The following is a 15,732-nucleotide window of genomic DNA, read 5'->3' as shown; positions in this document are numbered from 1 at the left end:
CGTCGGCGCCGACCGCGATCACCTCGCCCGCCGCCTCGACGCCGAGCCCGCCCGGAAGCTCGACCGGATAGGTGCCGTCGCGGTGATAGGTGTCGATATAGTTGAGCCCGACCGCGGTCTGGCGCACGAGCACCTGCCCGGGAGCGGGATCGGCGAGCGTTACGGTGCGCCAGTCGATGACCTCGGGACCGCCCTGCTTTTCGATGAAAGCCTCAATCGCCTGCATGCGCCGCTCTCCTGCTGTCCGGTCCATCTGGTGGGCCGGAGCAGAGAGCGCAAGGGCAGTGCGATGAAAGCCCCTCCCATGAAGGGGAGGGGATCAACTCATTTGGGGCGACGCGGGCTGCGCTGGCCGTAGGGCTTGGGCTTGTAGCGTTCGTTGCCGCCGGGACCGCCCGAGCCACGCGGTCCGCGTGGACCTGCACGGTTGCCGCCCGGCGCGCCGCGCGGTCCAGCGTCGCGTGGGCCTTTATCGCGGCGCGGCGGATAGGTCGGGCCGTCGGGCGCGGGCGTGATCGACACGCCGCTGTCGTCCTCGCCGTCCTGGTTCGCGGTGCGCACCACGGCTTCGGCGAAGCGGTCAGCTATCGCGCGGGGGATATTGAACATCGTTTCCTTCGGCCCGATGCGGATCGCGCCGATCTCGTTCTTGCTCACATGGCCGCGGCGGCAGAGCAGGGGCAGGATCCAGCGCGGATCGGCATTCTGGTGGCGGCCGATGTTGAGGCGGAACCAGACGCTGTCTTCGAAGCCGTCGCGGCGGTCGCCGCCGCCGCGTTCAGGGCGTTCAAAGCGTTCGCCGCGTTCGGGACGGTCGCGGCCGCGCGGACCGTTGTCGAGCAGGTCTTCGGGCGGCGGCATCAGCGCGCGGTGCGCCTGAACGAGCGATGCGGCGATGTCTTCGGGGGTGCGTTCGGCCATCAGGCGCTGCGCCAGTTCCAGATCCTCGGGCTCATGCTCGACGGGGGTGAGCAATTTCTCCATCAGCCGTTCCTGATCCTTTTGGCGGACGTCGGCGGCAGTCGGGGCGTCCATCCATTCGGCGTTGATCCGCGCGCCGCGCAGCATGCCGTCGACGCGGCGGCGGCGCGGATAGGGGACGATGATGACCGCGGTGCCCTTTTTGCCCGCGCGGCCGGTGCGGCCCGAACGGTGCTGGAGCGCTTCGGCGTCGCGCGGGATTTCGACGTGGATGACGAGGCTGAGCGTCGGAAGGTCGATGCCGCGCGCAGCGACGTCGGTCGCGACGCAGACCTTGGCGCGGCGGTCGCGGAGCGCCTGCAGTGCGGCGTTGCGCTCATTCTGGCTATGCTCGCCCGACAGCGCGACCGCGGCGAAACCGCGCTCGACAAGGCTGGCGTGAAGGCGGCGCACATTGTCGCGCGTCGCGCAGAACAGCATCGCGGTTTCGGCGTCGTGCAGGCGGAGCAGGTTGACGACGGCGCCCTCGATGTCGGCGGGGGCGACGGTCACCGCCTGATAGGCGATGTCGCCATGGCCGCGGTCTTCGCCGACGGTCGAGATGCGCAGCGCATCCTGCTGGTAGCGCTTGGCGAGCTGGACGATCGGCTTCGGCAGCGTCGCCGAGAACAGCAAGGTGCGGCGCGTTTCGGGGGTGCCGTCGAGGATTTCCTCAAGGTCGTCGCGAAAACCCATGTCGAGCATTTCGTCGGCTTCGTCGAGCACCGCGACACGGAGCGCGGTGAGGTCGAGCGCGCCGCGTTCGAGGTGATCGCGCAGGCGCCCGGGGGTGCCGACGACGATCTGCACGCCCTGACCCAAGGCGCGGCGTTCCTTGCTGGCGTCCATGCCGCCGACGCAGGTCGCGATGCGCGCGCCAGCCTTGCCGTAAAGCCAGCTGAGCTCGCGGCTGACCTGCAGCGCGAGTTCGCGGGTCGGCGCTACGATGAGCGCGAGCGGCGAGGTGGCGAAGGGCAGGCGGCCGTCCTCGATCAGCTCGTCAGCCATTGCGAGGCCGAAGGCGACGGTCTTGCCCGAGCCGGTCTGCGCGGAGACGAGCAGGTCGCGGCCCTTGGCCTCGGCTTCCGTGACATGCGTCTGGACGGGGGTGAGCGCTTCATAGCCGCGCGCGACAAGGGCGTCCGAAAGGACGGGCGAAAGATTTTCGAAAGGCATTGTTATCTCAATAATAGGGGCCGTCACCGGTGCGGTGACGAGCCGACGGAAAAGGGGCTCAATGGGCTTAAATCACCTGTCCGGCAGCGTGTCCGCTCGCCCAGGCCCATTGAAAATTATAGCCGCCTAACCACCCTGTGACATCTACGGCTTCGCCGACCGCATAGAGGTTCGGGACGGTTTTGGCCATCATTGTTTGCGATGACAGGTTTGCGGTCGAGATTCCGCCCACGGTGACCTCGGCTTTCGCGAAGCCTTCGGTGCCGTTGGGACGGAAAATCCAGCCCGCGAGCCGCGCTTCGGCATCGGCGAGCTTGCGGTCGGTCTGCGCGCCGAGTTCGCCAGGAAGTGCGAGGCGTTCGGCAAGCGTTTCGGCAAGGCGGTCGGGGAGCATGGCGCCTAGCGTGGCGCGCAACGTGGCGCGGGGACGGGTGCGCTTGGCGTCGAGCAGCCAGTCTCGCGGCGCGTCGGGCAACAGGTCGATCGTCACGGGTTCACCGTGGCGCCAATAGCTGCTGACCTGCAGGATCGCCGGACCCGAGAGTCCCTTGTGGGTGAACAGCGCGGCTTCGCGGAATGCCGCCTTGCCCGCGCGCGCCTCCACGGGTGCGGCGATGCCCGACAATTCGCGGAACAGCACGTCGTCGCCGCCAAGCGTCAGCGGGACGAGCGCGGGGCGCGGCTCGACGACCTTCAATCCGAACTGGCGCGCGAGATTATAGGCGATGCCCGTCGCGCCCATCTTGGGGATCGACGGGCCGCCGGTCGCGATAACGAGCGCGGGAGCAGCGAAATATTGATCGCCGAACCGGACGCTGAACTTGCCGTCGGCGTGGGTGACCTCGCTGACCGGCTGGCCGGTGCGGATGTCGACGCCGGCCTTCGCCGCTTCCTCCAGCAACATCGCGACGATCTGTTTCGCCGACCCGTCGCAGAAGAGCTGGCCGAGCGTTTTCTCGTGATATGCGATGCCGTAACGCTCGACGAGCGCGATGAAATCGGCGGGGGTGTAGCGCGCAAGCGCCGATTTGGCGAAATGCGGGTTCGCGGAGATAAAACGGTCGGGCGCGGTATTCACATTGGTGAAATTGCAGCGCCCGCCGCCCGAGATCAGGATTTTCTTCCCCACCGCATCGGCATGATCGAGCAGCAGGACGCGCCGCCCCCTTTGCCCCGCAACTGCGGCGCACATCAGCCCCGCCGCGCCGGCACCCAGCACGATGGCGTCAAATTCACTGGCCGACATGGAGGCTCAGTGCAGCTTTGCGATCGACAGGCCGTCGGCCTTGGCGCGGACCTTCACCGATTCCTCGCTCCGCGTCAGCGCCTTGGCGATCGCCTTCAGCGCCATTCCCTTTTTCGCGAGCGTGTGGAGCTTGTCGATCTCGGCGGCGGTCCACGGTTGTTTGTGGCGTTCGAACTTGTCCTTCATGCCTGCGTCTCCGGATCGGTTGCGACGGCAAGAATGGTGATTGCATCCTCGCGGTCCTGATATTCGACGCTTTCGCCTGCCTCGGTGCCCATCAGCGCGCGGGCGAGCGGGGCGAAGAAGGCGATCGACCCGTGTGCCGGATCGGCCTCGTCACCGCCGACGATGGTGATTGTCTTTTCCGCTCTATTGAAGCGATAGGTAACGCGGCTGCCGATGCCGGCGCTGCCGTCGGCGGGCGGTGCCTGCACCTCCGCCGTCGCCTGCCGCGTGTGGAAATAGCGCAGACGGCGCTGCAGCTTCTTGCGCGCGTCCTCGTCGGTCGCCGCGGCGATTTCGGCCTCGATCCGCGCAGCCTCGTCGCCGATCAGGCGCAGCCCGCGCGGGGTCACGAGGTTGGGGCCGACCGGAATGGGCAGCTCAAACTCGGGTTCTTTATGCTCGTCGTCGCTTTCGCGGCGAAAGGCTACGCTCATGACTGGCTCGCTGATCGAAAAGGAAAGACGGCCCCTGCGCCCCGAAGGTGGCGACAAGATGGCACGGTGCTGGACAGTCCGGATAATCGTGTGTTATGATCATAATACACAGAGGAGATTTGCGATGCGTAACTGGATGATGGCGCTTTTGCCGCTGGTTCTTGTGACCGGGTGCAACGGGACGGCTCCGGCCGACGAGAAGCAGGCCGAGCGGAGCGGCCCGCCGGCCAGCGTCGGTCCGATCACCACGCAGAGCTTTGCGCTGACCGGTTTCACCGGCGTTGAGGTCGCGGGTCCCGACGACGTCACCATCCGCCAGGGCGACAATTTCTCGATCGTCGCGAGGGGGCGCCAGGAAACGCTCGACCGGCTTGAGATCAAGCTCGACGGATCGCGCCTGTCGATCGGGCGCAAGCGCGACGGCATCCGTTTTTCGAGCCGCGACGAGGATGACCTCGATATCGCGATCACCATGCCCAAACTGGACAAGGTCCGCCTGACGGGGTCGGGATCGATCGAAGCCGACAGCGTCGATGGCGACGCGGTCGAGGCGGTGGTGACCGGATCGGGCGACCTCAAGGTCGCGAAGCTTGCCGGCAAGAGCGCCGAGATCACCGTTTCGGGGTCGGGCGATATCGAGATCGGCGGCGGCCGTATCGGTTCGGGCGAGTTCAGCGTCACCGGATCGGGCGACATCGATGCCGATGGCCTTGTCGCCGGGACGCTCGACGTGTCGATCACCGGGTCGGGCAATGTCGATGCGCAGGCGACCGGCAAAGCCGACATCAGTATCCTGGGCTCGGGCGATGTGAAGCTGGGCGGCGGCGCGGCCTGCTCGACCCGCAAGATGGGATCGGGAACCGCGACCTGCAATTGACGCGGTGCTGGTGCCGCTGCGCCTTAGGCAGTAAGGCGGCACCATGACCCTTGTGCCACGATGCGCCGCGATCGCGGCCGCTGCCCTGCTTTTCGCCGGCCCTGCGACGGCTGCCGAAAAACGCTTCGGCCTCACCAGCTTCGAGGTGATCGAGGTCAACGCCGACTATATCATCGAAGTGGCGATGCGCGCCCCTGTGGGCGCCGTCGCGACGGGGCCGCAGGACGCGCTCGACCGGCTGAGCGTCGAGGCACGCGACGGACGGTTGATCATCGGCCAGCGCCAGTTCGCGGGCGACGAAAAGCGCCGCACTTCGCGCGGCGCGGTGACGATCCGGATCAATGCCGCGACGCTCCGGTCGGCGACGATGGGCGGCGCGGGGTCGCTGCAGATCGACCGGCTGAAGGGTAATCGCGTCGTCGTGGGTCTGCGTGGCCCCGGCAGGCTTTCGGTGGGCGCGATCGAGACCGACCGCTTGTCGGTGATGATGATCGGCAACGGCACGATGACGCTCGGCGGCACCGCGAAGCAGGCGCAGATGACCTTGTCGGGCGCGGGCCTGTTCGATGCCGGCACGCTGGCGGTCGACGAATTGATTTTCGACAGCGAAGGCGCAGGCGATCACATGCTGAACGCGGTCAAGCGCGCCGCAGTGACGACGCGCGGAATTGGCAGGACGGTCGTCCTCGGCCGGCCCGTGTGCACCGTCCGCAACCTCGGCAGCGGATCGGTGCAGTGCGGTAACGCGAAGAAATAGCGGGGGGCTCTCCCGGATGGGCCGGTCAGTGCGCCGCCGCCCCGAGTCCGTCGATCTTTTTCGACTGGCGGACGATAAGCCCGGGGAACCAGCGGGCGATACGCGACAACCGCCGCGCCATCTTGCCGACGGGGGTGTGGACGCTGGTGCCGTGCACGGCTTCCCACGCGGCTTCGGCCACCCGTTCGACCGGAACGATCTCGAAGCCGCTCGCCGACAGGCGGCTGCGCGCGGGTTCGTTGCTGTCGGCGCTGACCTGGTCGAGCAGCGGCGTGTCGATGAAGCCGGGCATCAGCGAGCGCACCTTGATGCCGTGCTTCGCAAATTCGATTTCGAGCGCCTCGGTCAGCCCGCGCACCGCGAACTTGGTTGCCGAGTAGACCGCAAGCCCGGCGACGCCATAGAAGCCCGACGCGGATCCGGTGTTGAGGATCGTCGATCCGGGTGTCGCCTTGAGCAGCGGCAGCGCCATATAGATGCCGTTGACGACGCCGCCGAAATTGATTGCGATCAGCCGGTCGGCTTCCTCGGGCGCCATTTCCATATATTGGCCGCCTGACCCGATGCCGGCATTATTGAAGAGCACGTCGAGGCGGCCGCCGCTCGCCGAGGCAAAGGCGTCGAGCGCACCCTTCCACTGATCGCGGTCGCGCACGTCCATCACGTGCCGCGACGACGCGCCTTCGGGCAGCCGTGCCGCGGTCTCGTCGATCCCTGTGCTGTTGACGTCGGCGATGCCGACGAACCAGCCCTGCGCGGCGAAATGGCGCGCGACCGCACGGCCGATGCCCGACCCGCCGCCGGTGATGAAAATCGCCTTCCGTGCCATTCCTGCCCTCCTTACATTCATGTCAATGAGACATGGTGCGAAGTTGACGTGTCCGTCAAGCGGCAATCGCGGCTTGGCAAGGTAAAGGGGTGATCGCTAAGACGGCGGCGATGACCCGCGGCCTTCGTTCGATCCTGCTATCCCTGATGATGCTGTGCGCGGGCCTTGCCGCCCCGGCGCGCGCCGAGGTGGTCGTCAGTTTCTACAGCCATGATTTCGGCGACCGTTTTCCGCATGCCTTCATCGTGCTGAAGGGCAAGGTCGATGCGACGGGAGAGATGGTCGACGCCAATTACGGCTTCACCGCGACGTCGGTCAGTCCCGCGATCCTGTTCGGCGCGGTGAAGGGCGAGGTGCAGACGTCGAAGCCTGGCTATGTGGCGAAAAGCGACCGCCAGTTCGACGTGACCGTCGACGATGCGACATATGCGCTATTGATGGCGAAGGTGACCGAATGGCGCGAGCGGAAGCAGCCGAGCTACAGCCTGAACAAGTTCAACTGCGTCCATTTCGTGATGGAACTGGCCGAGGTCGCCGGGCTGAAGGTCAACCGCAAGAGCAAGTTTTTCAAGAAGCCGAAGAGCTTTCTGATCGAAGTGAAGGGGTTGAACCCGCAATTGGGATGAAGGGCGAGGGGGAATGATGCTGTTGTCGATGATGATGGTGCTCGCAGCGCAGGCGGACGCGGGTGCGGCTTCGGGGAGCGCGGAACCGATGGAGCCTGCGACCTTCCCGGGCAGCTGGGCGACAAACGATGATTATCCGGCACGTGCGATGCACGAGGAGCGCGAAGGGACGACGGGCTTCCGGCTGACGATCGGCGCCGACGGCTTGCCGAGCGCGTGCGACATCATCTCGTCGAGCGGGCACGGCGACCTTGACGCGACGACGTGCCGGCTGATCATGGAGCGGGCGCGCTTCAAGCCCGGGCGCGATGCGAAGGGCAAGCCGGTCGGCGGCACCTACAGCAACCGCATTCGCTGGCAGATCCCCGAAGGCGGCGGCCTGTTCGCGCTGGGGGCGCCCGGTTTCGCCGTGGATGAAAGCGGAGAAGGCTGGCCGCGCCGGCCCCGGCCCGACATTTCGATGAACGAACTCCTGCCTGCCGACCATTATCCCGCCATCGCGCGCGAGGCGGGCGAGGAGGGCATCGTGCGGATGACGGTCGATGTCGATGCCGAAGGACGCGTCACCGGATGCAGCGTGACCGATAGCAGCCTTTCCGCCTCGCTTGACGCCGCCTCGTGCACCTTGATGCGCGACAAGGGAAAATTCGAACCCGCTCTCGATAGCGCGGGCAAGCCGGCAAGGGGCGTGGCCCCGGTGAAGTTCAACTGGCTTTTGCCCCGTGAAGAGGCTGCGGGCGATGACGCCATCGTAACGAAACCGGTCAGGAAATTCCCGATGAGCGATCCTGGCAGCCTGACGATGACGATGGTCGTGGGCGCCAACGGGACGGTCAGCGACTGCCGCTTCGAGAGCACCGGCAAGATGGCACCGCCGTCCGAGTATGGATCGCCGTGCGAGATGTTTCACGGACCGCGCCAGTTCATCCCGTTCGTCGATGCAGACGGCAAGCCGGTCGCGCGCCGCGTGACAATGCGCAGCGAATTGCTGATCGAGGATGCTCCCGCCGCCGCGCCGCCCAAATAGCCGCCAAGACCTAGACGCCGCCGGGTTTTCACCCTATGTTCAGGGAACGGGGCGCAATATTGGTCGTTCCGAGCGGTAAGAGGGGCGATTCTTGCGGTTATTGCTGACCCTATTGGCATTGCTGACCGGCCTGGCGACAGCCGACCGGGCCGTTGCCGCGCCTGCCGTTCCGGCGGCGATGGGGGCGCTGGTCATGCTGGCCGAAACGGCGGGCAAGACCGAAGCGAGCGATACCGAGCGTCGCCCGACGAGCACCGCGCCGACCCGGCGTACATCGAGTGGCAGCGGCAAGCCGCGCAAGGCGGCTCCGCCGCATCTTCCCGGCCTGCTCACCGGTAGCGACCGCGCGCTCGAATAGCATCGACTGCTGACGCCCTTGCCGGGCTCGCCTCCGTTTGCGGGGGCTTTTCCATATCCGCGCGGCGCCCGAGCCGCCTCGACAATATCAAAATTTCAAGGAAATCCTTTATGTTCGGCAGCCTTGCCAAGAGCCTGTTCGGCTCGTCCAACGACCGTTACGTCACCTCGATCCGCAAGATCGTCGACAAGATCAACGCCTTCGAACCGACGATGCAGTCTTATGACGACGCGGCGCTGCAGGCGCAGACGCAGGCGTTTCGCGACCGGCTGGCCGCCGGCGAGTCGCTCGACGACATTTTGCCCGAAGCCTTTGCGACGGTTCGCGAGGCCGCGGTCCGCACGCTCGGCATGCGTCATTTCGACGTGCAGATGGTCGGCGGCGTCGTCCTCCATCGCGGCGAGATCGCCGAAATGGCGACGGGCGAGGGCAAGACGCTGATGGCGACGCTGCCGTGCTATCTGAACGCGCTCGAGGGCAAGGGCGTGCACGTCGTGACGGTCAACGACTATCTCGCCACCCGCGACGCCGAATGGATGGGCACCGTCTATGGCTTCCTCGGCCTGACGACGGGGATCATCGTCCCGAACCTCAACGAGATGCAGCGCCGCGACGCGTACAACAGCGACATCACCTATGCGACAAACAACGAGCTCGGGTTCGATTATCTGCGCGACAATATGAAATTCGACCGCCAGCAGATGGTCCACCGCGAATTCAACTTCGGCATCGTCGACGAGGTCGATTCGATCCTGATCGACGAGGCGCGCACCCCGCTGATCATTTCGGGTCCGACCGACGACAAGTCCGAACTCTATATCCGTGTCAACGAGGTCGTCCACCAGCTCGTCGAAGAGGATTATGAGAAGGACGAAAAGTCCAAGTCGATCAACCTGACCGAAGAAGGCACCGAACATGTCGAACGGCTGCTCGAGGCGGCGGGGCTGCTTCAGGGCAACAATCTCTACGACATCGAGAACACGCAGGTCGTCCATCACGTCAATCAGGCGCTGAAGGCGATCCAGATGTTCCGCATCGACACCGACTATATCGTCAAGGACGGCAAGGTCGTGATCATCGACGAGTTCACCGGCCGCATGATGGACGGACGTCGCTGGTCCGACGGCCTGCACCAGGCGGTCGAGGCGAAGGAAGGCGTCCAGATCGAGCCCGAGAACCAGACGCTGGCGTCGATCACCTTCCAGAATTATTTCCGCATGTATCCGAAGCTTTCGGGCATGACGGGTACTGCGGCGACCGAAGCCGCCGAATTCTTCGACATCTACAAGATGAATGTCGTCAACATCCCGACCAATCGCCCGATCGCGCGCATCGACGACGAGGATGAATTCTACAAGAATATCACCGACAAGTTCGGCGCAATCGCCAAGACAATCCGCGAGGCGAACGAACGCGGCCAGCCGGTGCTCGTCGGCACCGTGTCGATCGAAAAGTCCGAGCTGCTGTCGTCGTACCTCGAAAAGGAAGGCGTGCCGCACAGCGTGCTCAACGCGCGTTTCCACGAAAGCGAAGCGCATATCGTCGCGCAGGCGGGCCGCACCGGCGCGGTCACGATCGCGACGAACATGGCGGGCCGCGGCACCGACATCAAACTCGGCGGCAACGAGGAGTTCCGGATCGACGATGAACTGAAGGATTTGCCTGAGGGGCCAGAGCGCGAAGCGGCCGCGCAGCGCATCCGCGATGAGGTCGCGGCGGAGCGTGAGGCGGTGAAGGCTGCGGGCGGCCTGTTCGTGCTCGCGACCGAGCGCCACGAAAGCCGCCGCATCGACAACCAGCTGCGCGGTCGTTCGGGGCGTCAGGGTGACCCGGGCCTCAGCAAGTTCTACCTCTGCCTCGACGACGATCTGCTGCGTATCTTCGGCCCCGACACGCTGTTTTCCAAGATGATGAACAAGAATCTCGAGGACGGCGAGGCGATCGGATCGAAGTGGCTGTCGAAGGCGATCGAGACCGCGCAGAAGAAGGTCGAGGCGCGCAACTACGACATCCGCAAGCAGGTCGTCGAGTATGACAACGTCATGAACGACCAGCGCAAGGTCATCTATGAACAGCGCGGCGAGATCATCGACAGCGAGACCGTCGACGACGTGATGCTCGCGATGCGCGCCGAAACGGTGAACGCGATCGTCGCCGACGCGTGTCCGCCGGGAAGCTATCCCGAGCAGTGGAACATCGAACAGATGAAGGAGCGCGTCCAGAACATCCTCGACCTCGATCCGCCGATCGATGCGTGGATGGAAGAAGACACGGTCGATCCCGAAATGTTCGAGGAACGCATCCAGGCGCAGGCCGATGCGGTCGCAGCCGAAAAGGCGGGGCAGGTCGATCAGGAAACATGGAAGGGGATCGAAAAGTCGATCCTGCTCCAGACGCTCGATCACCACTGGAAAGAGCATCTCTCGACCCTCGACGCGCTGCGCCAGGTCGTGTTCCTGCGCGCCTATGCGCAGAAGCAGCCGATCAACGAGTATAAGCAGGAAGCCTTTGCGCTGTTCGAGCGCATGCTGTCGAACATCCGCGAGGATGTGACTCGCACGGTCGCGCGGATCGATTTCCAGTATCAGGAACCCGAACCGATGCCGCTTCCCGATCTGCCCGACTTTCTGACGACGCACATCGACCCGTTCACCGGCGAGGACAACAGCGCCGACATCGACGGCGGCGATCTGGGTGTGATCGCGAACACGCTGCCGCCGATGCAGGCGCCGCGCCCCGACCTGCCCGAGGGCGAAAACCCCTATTCGGAGCTTGAGATCAGCCGCAATGCGCCTTGCCCCTGCGGTTCGGGCCGCAAGTACAAGCATTGCCACGGGGCAATCTGACCGGTTTATCCTCGTTGCCCCGGATGAAGTCCGGGGTGACGAAGGAATAACCCGTCAACTCCATGAGTTACGGTAATAACGCGCGCCCACACGCCCGCTTGCCAAGGCCCGTGGGCACGGTTAGCATCGCCGTCACAAGCTTGGCGGCCGCGTAGCCCCAAAGCGACGCAGCAGGCAGGAACGACGGGGCCGCGCATGGCCGACATCACGCGCGGCCGGACCGGTGGCGTGTTGCGTGGAAAGGGCTGGGGCATTTCCTTTTTCGACGAGATGACGGGGCAGGGGGGCGAGGTCCGTTCGCCCTATCGCGAATATCATGACTGGTTCGACCGCGAGGACGCGGCGCGAATCCAGCGCAAGGGGCGGCAGGCCGAAGCCTTTTTCCGCACCACGGGCATCACCTTCAACGTCTATGGCGAGGATGAGGCCGACGAGCGGCTGATCCCCTTCGACGTTGTCCCGCGGATCATCGCGGCGGGAGAATGGCGGCGTCTGTCGCGCGGGATCGAGCAGCGCGTGCGCGCGTTGAACGCCTTCCTTCACGACATCTATCACCGGCAGGAAATATTGCGCGCGGGGCGTGTTCCGACCGAGCTCATCGCGCGCAACGAGGCCTTTCTGCCGATGATGATGGGCATGGATCCGCCGGGCGGCGTCTACACCCACATCAGCGGCATCGACATCGTCCGCACCGGCGCGGACGAATATTATGTGCTCGAGGATAATGCGCGCACGCCTTCGGGCGTCTCGTACATGCTCGAGAACCGCGAGACGATGCTCCAGATGTTCCCCGAGCTGTTCGCGAAGATTTCCGTACGCGAGGTGAGCGATTATCCGCTCAACCTTCTGAAGTCGCTCGCCGCCTGCGCCCCGCCTGCCTGCAACGGAACGCCCACGGTCGCGGTGCTGACGCCGGGCATCCACAACAGCGCCTATTTCGAACACAGCTTCCTTGCCGACCAGATGGGCGCCGAGCTGGTCGAGGGGCACGACCTGCGCGTCGCCGACGGACGCGTGGCGATGCGCACGACGCAGGGCTATACGCCGATCGACGTCCTGTATCGCCGCGTCGATGACGATTTCCTCGATCCGCTCAACTTCCGACCGGACTCGGTGTTGGGGGTTCCGGGGATCTGGGACGTCTATCGCGCCGGCGGGATCACCATCGCCAATGCGCCGGGGACGGGGATCGCCGACGACAAGGCGCTTTACAGCTACATGCCCGACATCATCGAATTCTACACGGGAGAGAAGGCGCTGCTGCCCAATGTGCCGACGTGGCGCTGCTCGGAGCCCGAGCATCTGCGCGAAGTGCTCGACCGGCTGCCCGAGCTTGTTGTGAAAGAGGTCCACGGGTCGGGCGGTTACGGCATGCTCGTCGGGCCGGCGGCGAGCAAGAAGGAGATTGCGGCATTCCGCGCCAAGCTGGAGGCGAATCCGCGCAATTATATAGCCCAGCCGACGCTCTCGCTCTCGACCGTGCCGATCTTCACCAGGGCGGGGCTCGCGCCACGCCACGTCGACCTGCGTCCCTTCGTGCTGATGTCGCCGCAGGGGATCAGGATCACGCCCGGCGGGCTGACGCGCGTTGCGATGAGCAAGGGATCACTGGTCGTGAATTCAAGCCAGGGCGGCGGTACCAAGGACACTTGGGTATTGGAAGACTGATGCTCGGGAAAACCGCAGGCAGCCTGTACTGGATGGCGCGCTATCTCGAGCGCAGCGAAAACAATGCGCGGCTGATCGATGCGGGGTTCCGGATCGCGCTCACGCGGTCGAGCACCGCGCGGTCCGAATGGCGGTCGGTGCTCGTCACCGCCGGACAGGACTTCGCGTTCCGGCAGGCGCATGGCGAGGATTATACCTCGCAGCGCGTCGTCGATTTCCTGCTGCGCGACCCCGCGAACCCGTCGAGCATCATCTCGGTCGTGAAGCGCGCGCGCGACAATGCGCGCACCGCGCGGACCTATCTGACGCGCGAGGTCTGGGAGGCGGTCAACACATGCTGGATGACGCTCGGGACCCTGCTCAAGCGGCAGGTGCGCGAAGACGACCTGCCCGACGTGCTCGCCGCGATCCGCCAACAGAGCGCGCAGGTTGGCGGGACCTTCTCGGGGACGATGCTGCGCAACGACGGCTATAATTTCGCGCGGCTCGGCACCTTTCTCGAGCGCGCCGACAACACGGCGCGCATTCTCGACGTCAAATATTACCTGTTGCTGCCATCGGTCGCGCATATCGGCAGCTCGATCGACAATGTGCAGTGGGAGACGATCCTGCGCTCGGTTTCGGCCCATCGCGCTTATCACTGGCTATACGGTGCCGAGATCAGTGCGTTGAAAATCGCCGAATTCCTGATCCTCTACAAGCAGATGCCGCGCAGCCTCGCTTTCTGCTGCGACCAGATGAACGACAATCTCGGCCTGCTTCAGCGCACCTATGACGAGGAAACCGAAGCCGTGCGAATGGGGACGGCGATCTGTCGTGACCGGCTGTCGCGCCCGATCCAGTCGATCTTCGACGGGGGCTTGCATGAGTTCATCACCGAATTCCTTCGCGCCAATGCCGCGCTCGCGCGACAGATCGAGCGCGATTACCGGTTTGTGGAGTGAGTATGCGCCTTCGCGTCGAACATACCACGCACTATAATTTCGACGGCTACGTCGCCTATGCGCTGCAACAGCTCAAGCTGACGCCGAAGGAACGACCGGGACAACAGTTGATCCACAACTGGTCGATCACGATCGAGGGCGGGGTGCAGCAGCTCCATTATACCGATCATCAAGGCAATGGCGTGGATCTTGTCTCGGTTGACAGCGGCGCGAGCGAACTGATCATCCGCTGCGCGGGCGAGGTCGAACTCGTGACGTGGGACGGGGTGATCGGCCCGCATCGCGGCGCGATGCCGCTCTGGACCTTCCTGCGCCCGACCCCGCTGACGCGCGCGGGACGCGGGATACGCTCGCTTGCCGCCGAACTCGGCCGCGATTTCGCGTCGGATATCGAGCGCGCGCACGCGCTGTCGGCACTGATCATCGACCGGCTGGCCTATCGCATCGGCATTACCGATGCCGAAACGAGCGCCGAACAGGCGCTGGGCGGCGAGGGCGGCGTGTGCCAGGACCATGCGCATATCTTCATCGCCGCGATGCGCCACCTCGGGCACCCGGCGCGCTATGTCTCGGGCTATCTGATGATGAACGACCGGACTCATCAGGACGCAACCCACGCCTGGGCCGAGGCGTATTTCGAGCATATCGGCTGGATCGGTTTCGACGTGAGCAACGGCCACTCGCCCGACCAGCGCTATATTCGTGTCGCGACCGGCCTTGACTATCGCGACGCCGCCCCGGTTCGCGGCATGCGCTATGGTGCAGCGCAGGAAAATCTGGTTGTCCAATTGCAGGTCCAGCAATAAGCGGACTGGACGACGGCAACCGATCCGGGCGGGGAAACGGGATTCGATGACTTATTGCGTTGGCATGCGGTTGAACAAGGGATTGGTGTTCATGTCGGACACCCGCACCAATGCGGGCGTCGACGACATCTCGCAGGTCCGCAAGATGCGAAGCTGGCACGTCCCGGGCGAGCGTGTGATCACGCTGATGTCCGCGGGCAATCTCGCGACGACGCAAGCCGTCGTGAGCCTGCTCGACGAGCGGACCAAGGCGCCCGAAGACCGGCAACCGTCGATCCTCGCCGCGCCGTCGATGTTTCAGGTCGCGACGATCATCGGCGAAATGCTCCGCGGCATCGTGATGCGCCACAATGACGAGGGGCCGGCGGCCGAATCATTGTTCCGCGCCTCGCTGATCGTCGGCGGGCAGATCAAGGGCGCCGAGCCGCGGCTGTTCCTCGTCTATCCCGAGGGCAATTTCATCGAGGCGGGCGAAGACAATCCTTTCTTCCAGATCGGCGAGACCAAGTACGGCCGCCCGATCATCGTGCGCTCCTACGATCCCGCGATGTCGTTCGAGGATGCGGTGAAGCTGCTCTGCGTGTCGTTCGATTCGACGATCCGCGCGAACGCGGGCGTTGATCTGCCGATCGACCTGAAAATCCACGAGCGCGACGATTTCACCACCGTCCGCGAACGCCGCTTCGAACGCAACGACCCCTATTTCGAAAGCGTCGCGAACGGCTGGGCCGAGGCGCTGGGGATCGCGCTGGCCGAACTGCCCGACTTTCATTTCTGACGTCGACAGACGTTTGCAGGAAAGAAAGGGCCCGGAAGGCGCATGACCTTCCGGGCCTTGTTGTTCCGGCCGTCAGGGAGGGGGAGGAGCGGCCGGAACCGGGGGTGCCCTCCATATGGCGAGCCGCAGCTTCCCGTTCAACCATACCAAAGCATGATAGGGCCTATCCGGGTGC

General features: G+C 64.9%; 16 protein-coding genes. 10 read left to right on the top strand and 6 right to left on the bottom strand.

Features of this window, described 5'->3' with window-relative positions; translation table 11 throughout:
- The 5 genes from VN047_RS10185 to VN047_RS10165 form a co-directional block, all read right to left on the bottom strand.
- Window positions 1–226 (bottom strand): alcohol dehydrogenase catalytic domain-containing protein (locus VN047_RS10185; RefSeq protein ID WP_325542310.1); only part of this gene is annotated, 226 nt, incomplete at its 3' end.
- A gap of 98 nt (window positions 227–324) precedes the next feature.
- Window positions 325–2,136, bottom strand: coding sequence for a DEAD/DEAH box helicase (locus tag VN047_RS10180; RefSeq protein ID WP_325542308.1), 1,812 nt, complete (start codon window positions 2,134–2,136; stop codon window positions 325–327).
- A gap of 67 nt (window positions 2,137–2,203) precedes the next feature.
- Window positions 2,204–3,382, bottom strand: coding sequence for an NAD(P)/FAD-dependent oxidoreductase (locus VN047_RS10175; protein ID WP_325542306.1), 1,179 nt, complete (start codon window positions 3,380–3,382; stop codon window positions 2,204–2,206).
- Between the two features lie 6 nt (window positions 3,383–3,388).
- Window positions 3,389–3,568, bottom strand: a complete 180-nt coding sequence (locus VN047_RS10170) for a hypothetical protein (protein WP_054724496.1) — start codon at window positions 3,566–3,568, stop codon at window positions 3,389–3,391.
- Window positions 3,565–4,041, bottom strand: a complete 477-nt coding sequence (locus VN047_RS10165) for a GreA/GreB family elongation factor (RefSeq protein WP_325542304.1) — start codon at window positions 4,039–4,041, stop codon at window positions 3,565–3,567. Before VN047_RS10165 ends, VN047_RS10170 begins: the two co-directional genes overlap by 4 nt.
- A 124-nt stretch (window positions 4,042–4,165) precedes the next feature.
- Between VN047_RS10165 and VN047_RS10160 the strand changes: the two genes are divergently transcribed.
- Together VN047_RS10160 and VN047_RS10155 are read left to right on the top strand one after the other, a co-directional pair.
- Window positions 4,166–4,918 carry a head GIN domain-containing protein gene (locus tag VN047_RS10160; protein ID WP_325542302.1) on the top strand — a complete coding sequence of 251 codons (753 nt, stop codon included), beginning with the start codon at window positions 4,166–4,168 and terminating at the stop codon, window positions 4,916–4,918.
- A gap of 43 nt (window positions 4,919–4,961) precedes the next feature.
- A complete protein-coding gene (locus VN047_RS10155) occupies window positions 4,962–5,675 on the top strand; it encodes a head GIN domain-containing protein (protein ID WP_325542300.1) in 714 nt (237 codons plus the stop codon).
- 25 nt (window positions 5,676–5,700) lie between these two features.
- Here the strand turns inward: VN047_RS10155 and VN047_RS10150 are convergent, their stop codons facing one another.
- Window positions 5,701–6,504 (bottom strand): SDR family oxidoreductase, encoded by an 804-nt coding sequence (locus VN047_RS10150; RefSeq protein WP_325542298.1) that lies wholly within the window; start codon window positions 6,502–6,504, stop codon window positions 5,701–5,703.
- A gap of 110 nt (window positions 6,505–6,614) precedes the next feature.
- Between VN047_RS10150 and VN047_RS10145 the strand changes: the two genes are divergently transcribed.
- From VN047_RS10145 to VN047_RS10110, 8 genes are all read left to right on the top strand, one after another.
- Entirely contained in the window at window positions 6,615–7,130 is a 516-nt protein-coding gene (locus VN047_RS10145; protein WP_325542296.1) for a hypothetical protein, read from the top strand.
- Window positions 7,131–7,143: 13 nt separating this feature from the next.
- Window positions 7,144–8,157 (top strand): energy transducer TonB, encoded by a 1,014-nt coding sequence (locus VN047_RS10140; protein ID WP_325542294.1) that lies wholly within the window; start codon window positions 7,144–7,146, stop codon window positions 8,155–8,157.
- A 91-nt stretch (window positions 8,158–8,248) separates the two neighbouring features.
- Window positions 8,249–8,515 (top strand): hypothetical protein, encoded by a 267-nt coding sequence (locus tag VN047_RS10135; RefSeq protein WP_325542292.1) that lies wholly within the window; start codon window positions 8,249–8,251, stop codon window positions 8,513–8,515.
- 110 nt (window positions 8,516–8,625) lie between these two features.
- Window positions 8,626–11,361, top strand: coding sequence for a preprotein translocase subunit SecA (gene secA / locus VN047_RS10130; protein ID WP_325542290.1), 2,736 nt, complete (start codon window positions 8,626–8,628; stop codon window positions 11,359–11,361).
- Between the two features lie 270 nt (window positions 11,362–11,631).
- Window positions 11,632–13,029: a circularly permuted type 2 ATP-grasp protein gene (locus VN047_RS10125; protein WP_325542316.1), complete on the top strand. Its 1,398-nt coding sequence runs from the start codon at window positions 11,632–11,634 to the stop codon at window positions 13,027–13,029.
- Entirely contained in the window at window positions 13,029–13,973 is a 945-nt protein-coding gene (locus VN047_RS10120) for an alpha-E domain-containing protein (protein WP_325542288.1), read from the top strand. Before VN047_RS10125 ends, VN047_RS10120 begins: the two co-directional genes overlap by 1 nt.
- A 2-nt stretch (window positions 13,974–13,975) precedes the next feature.
- Window positions 13,976–14,779: a transglutaminase family protein gene (locus VN047_RS10115; protein ID WP_325542286.1), complete on the top strand. Its 804-nt coding sequence runs from the start codon at window positions 13,976–13,978 to the stop codon at window positions 14,777–14,779.
- Window positions 14,780–14,825: 46 nt separating this feature from the next.
- Window positions 14,826–15,557, top strand: coding sequence for a peptidase (locus tag VN047_RS10110; RefSeq protein ID WP_325542284.1), 732 nt, complete (start codon window positions 14,826–14,828; stop codon window positions 15,555–15,557).
- Window positions 15,558–15,732: the final 175 nt, after the last annotated feature.

Origin of the sequence: Sphingopyxis sp., from assembly GCF_035565275.1 — a bacterium.
In the GTDB taxonomy this organism is placed as follows: Bacteria; Pseudomonadota; Alphaproteobacteria; order Sphingomonadales; family Sphingomonadaceae; genus Sphingopyxis.
This window is presented reverse-complemented; position numbering and strand designations above follow the sequence as displayed.

Bases quoted from the DNA above. Each gene is read 5' to 3' on its own strand.
- VN047_RS10180 (WP_325542308.1), bottom strand. From the start codon at position 2,136: ATGCCTTTCGAAAATCTTTCGCCCGTCCTTTCGGACGCCCTTGTCGCG.
- VN047_RS10175 (WP_325542306.1), bottom strand. From the start codon at position 3,382: ATGTCGGCCAGTGAATTTGACGCCATCGTGCTGGGTGCCGGCGCGGCG.
- VN047_RS10170 (WP_054724496.1), bottom strand. From the start codon at position 3,568: ATGAAGGACAAGTTCGAACGCCACAAACAACCGTGGACCGCCGCCGAG.
- VN047_RS10165 (WP_325542304.1), bottom strand. From the start codon at position 4,041: ATGAGCGTAGCCTTTCGCCGCGAAAGCGACGACGAGCATAAAGAACCC.
- VN047_RS10160 (WP_325542302.1), top strand. From the start codon at position 4,166: ATGCGTAACTGGATGATGGCGCTTTTGCCGCTGGTTCTTGTGACCGGG.
- VN047_RS10155 (WP_325542300.1), top strand. From the start codon at position 4,962: ATGACCCTTGTGCCACGATGCGCCGCGATCGCGGCCGCTGCCCTGCTT.
- VN047_RS10150 (WP_325542298.1), bottom strand. From the start codon at position 6,504: ATGGCACGGAAGGCGATTTTCATCACCGGCGGCGGGTCGGGCATCGGC.
- VN047_RS10145 (WP_325542296.1), top strand. From the start codon at position 6,615: ATGACCCGCGGCCTTCGTTCGATCCTGCTATCCCTGATGATGCTGTGC.
- VN047_RS10140 (WP_325542294.1), top strand. From the start codon at position 7,144: ATGATGCTGTTGTCGATGATGATGGTGCTCGCAGCGCAGGCGGACGCG.
- secA (WP_325542290.1), top strand. From the start codon at position 8,626: ATGTTCGGCAGCCTTGCCAAGAGCCTGTTCGGCTCGTCCAACGACCGT.
- VN047_RS10125 (WP_325542316.1), top strand. From the start codon at position 11,632: ATGACGGGGCAGGGGGGCGAGGTCCGTTCGCCCTATCGCGAATATCAT.
- VN047_RS10120 (WP_325542288.1), top strand. From the start codon at position 13,029: ATGCTCGGGAAAACCGCAGGCAGCCTGTACTGGATGGCGCGCTATCTC.
- VN047_RS10115 (WP_325542286.1), top strand. From the start codon at position 13,976: ATGCGCCTTCGCGTCGAACATACCACGCACTATAATTTCGACGGCTAC.
- VN047_RS10110 (WP_325542284.1), top strand. From the start codon at position 14,826: ATGACTTATTGCGTTGGCATGCGGTTGAACAAGGGATTGGTGTTCATG.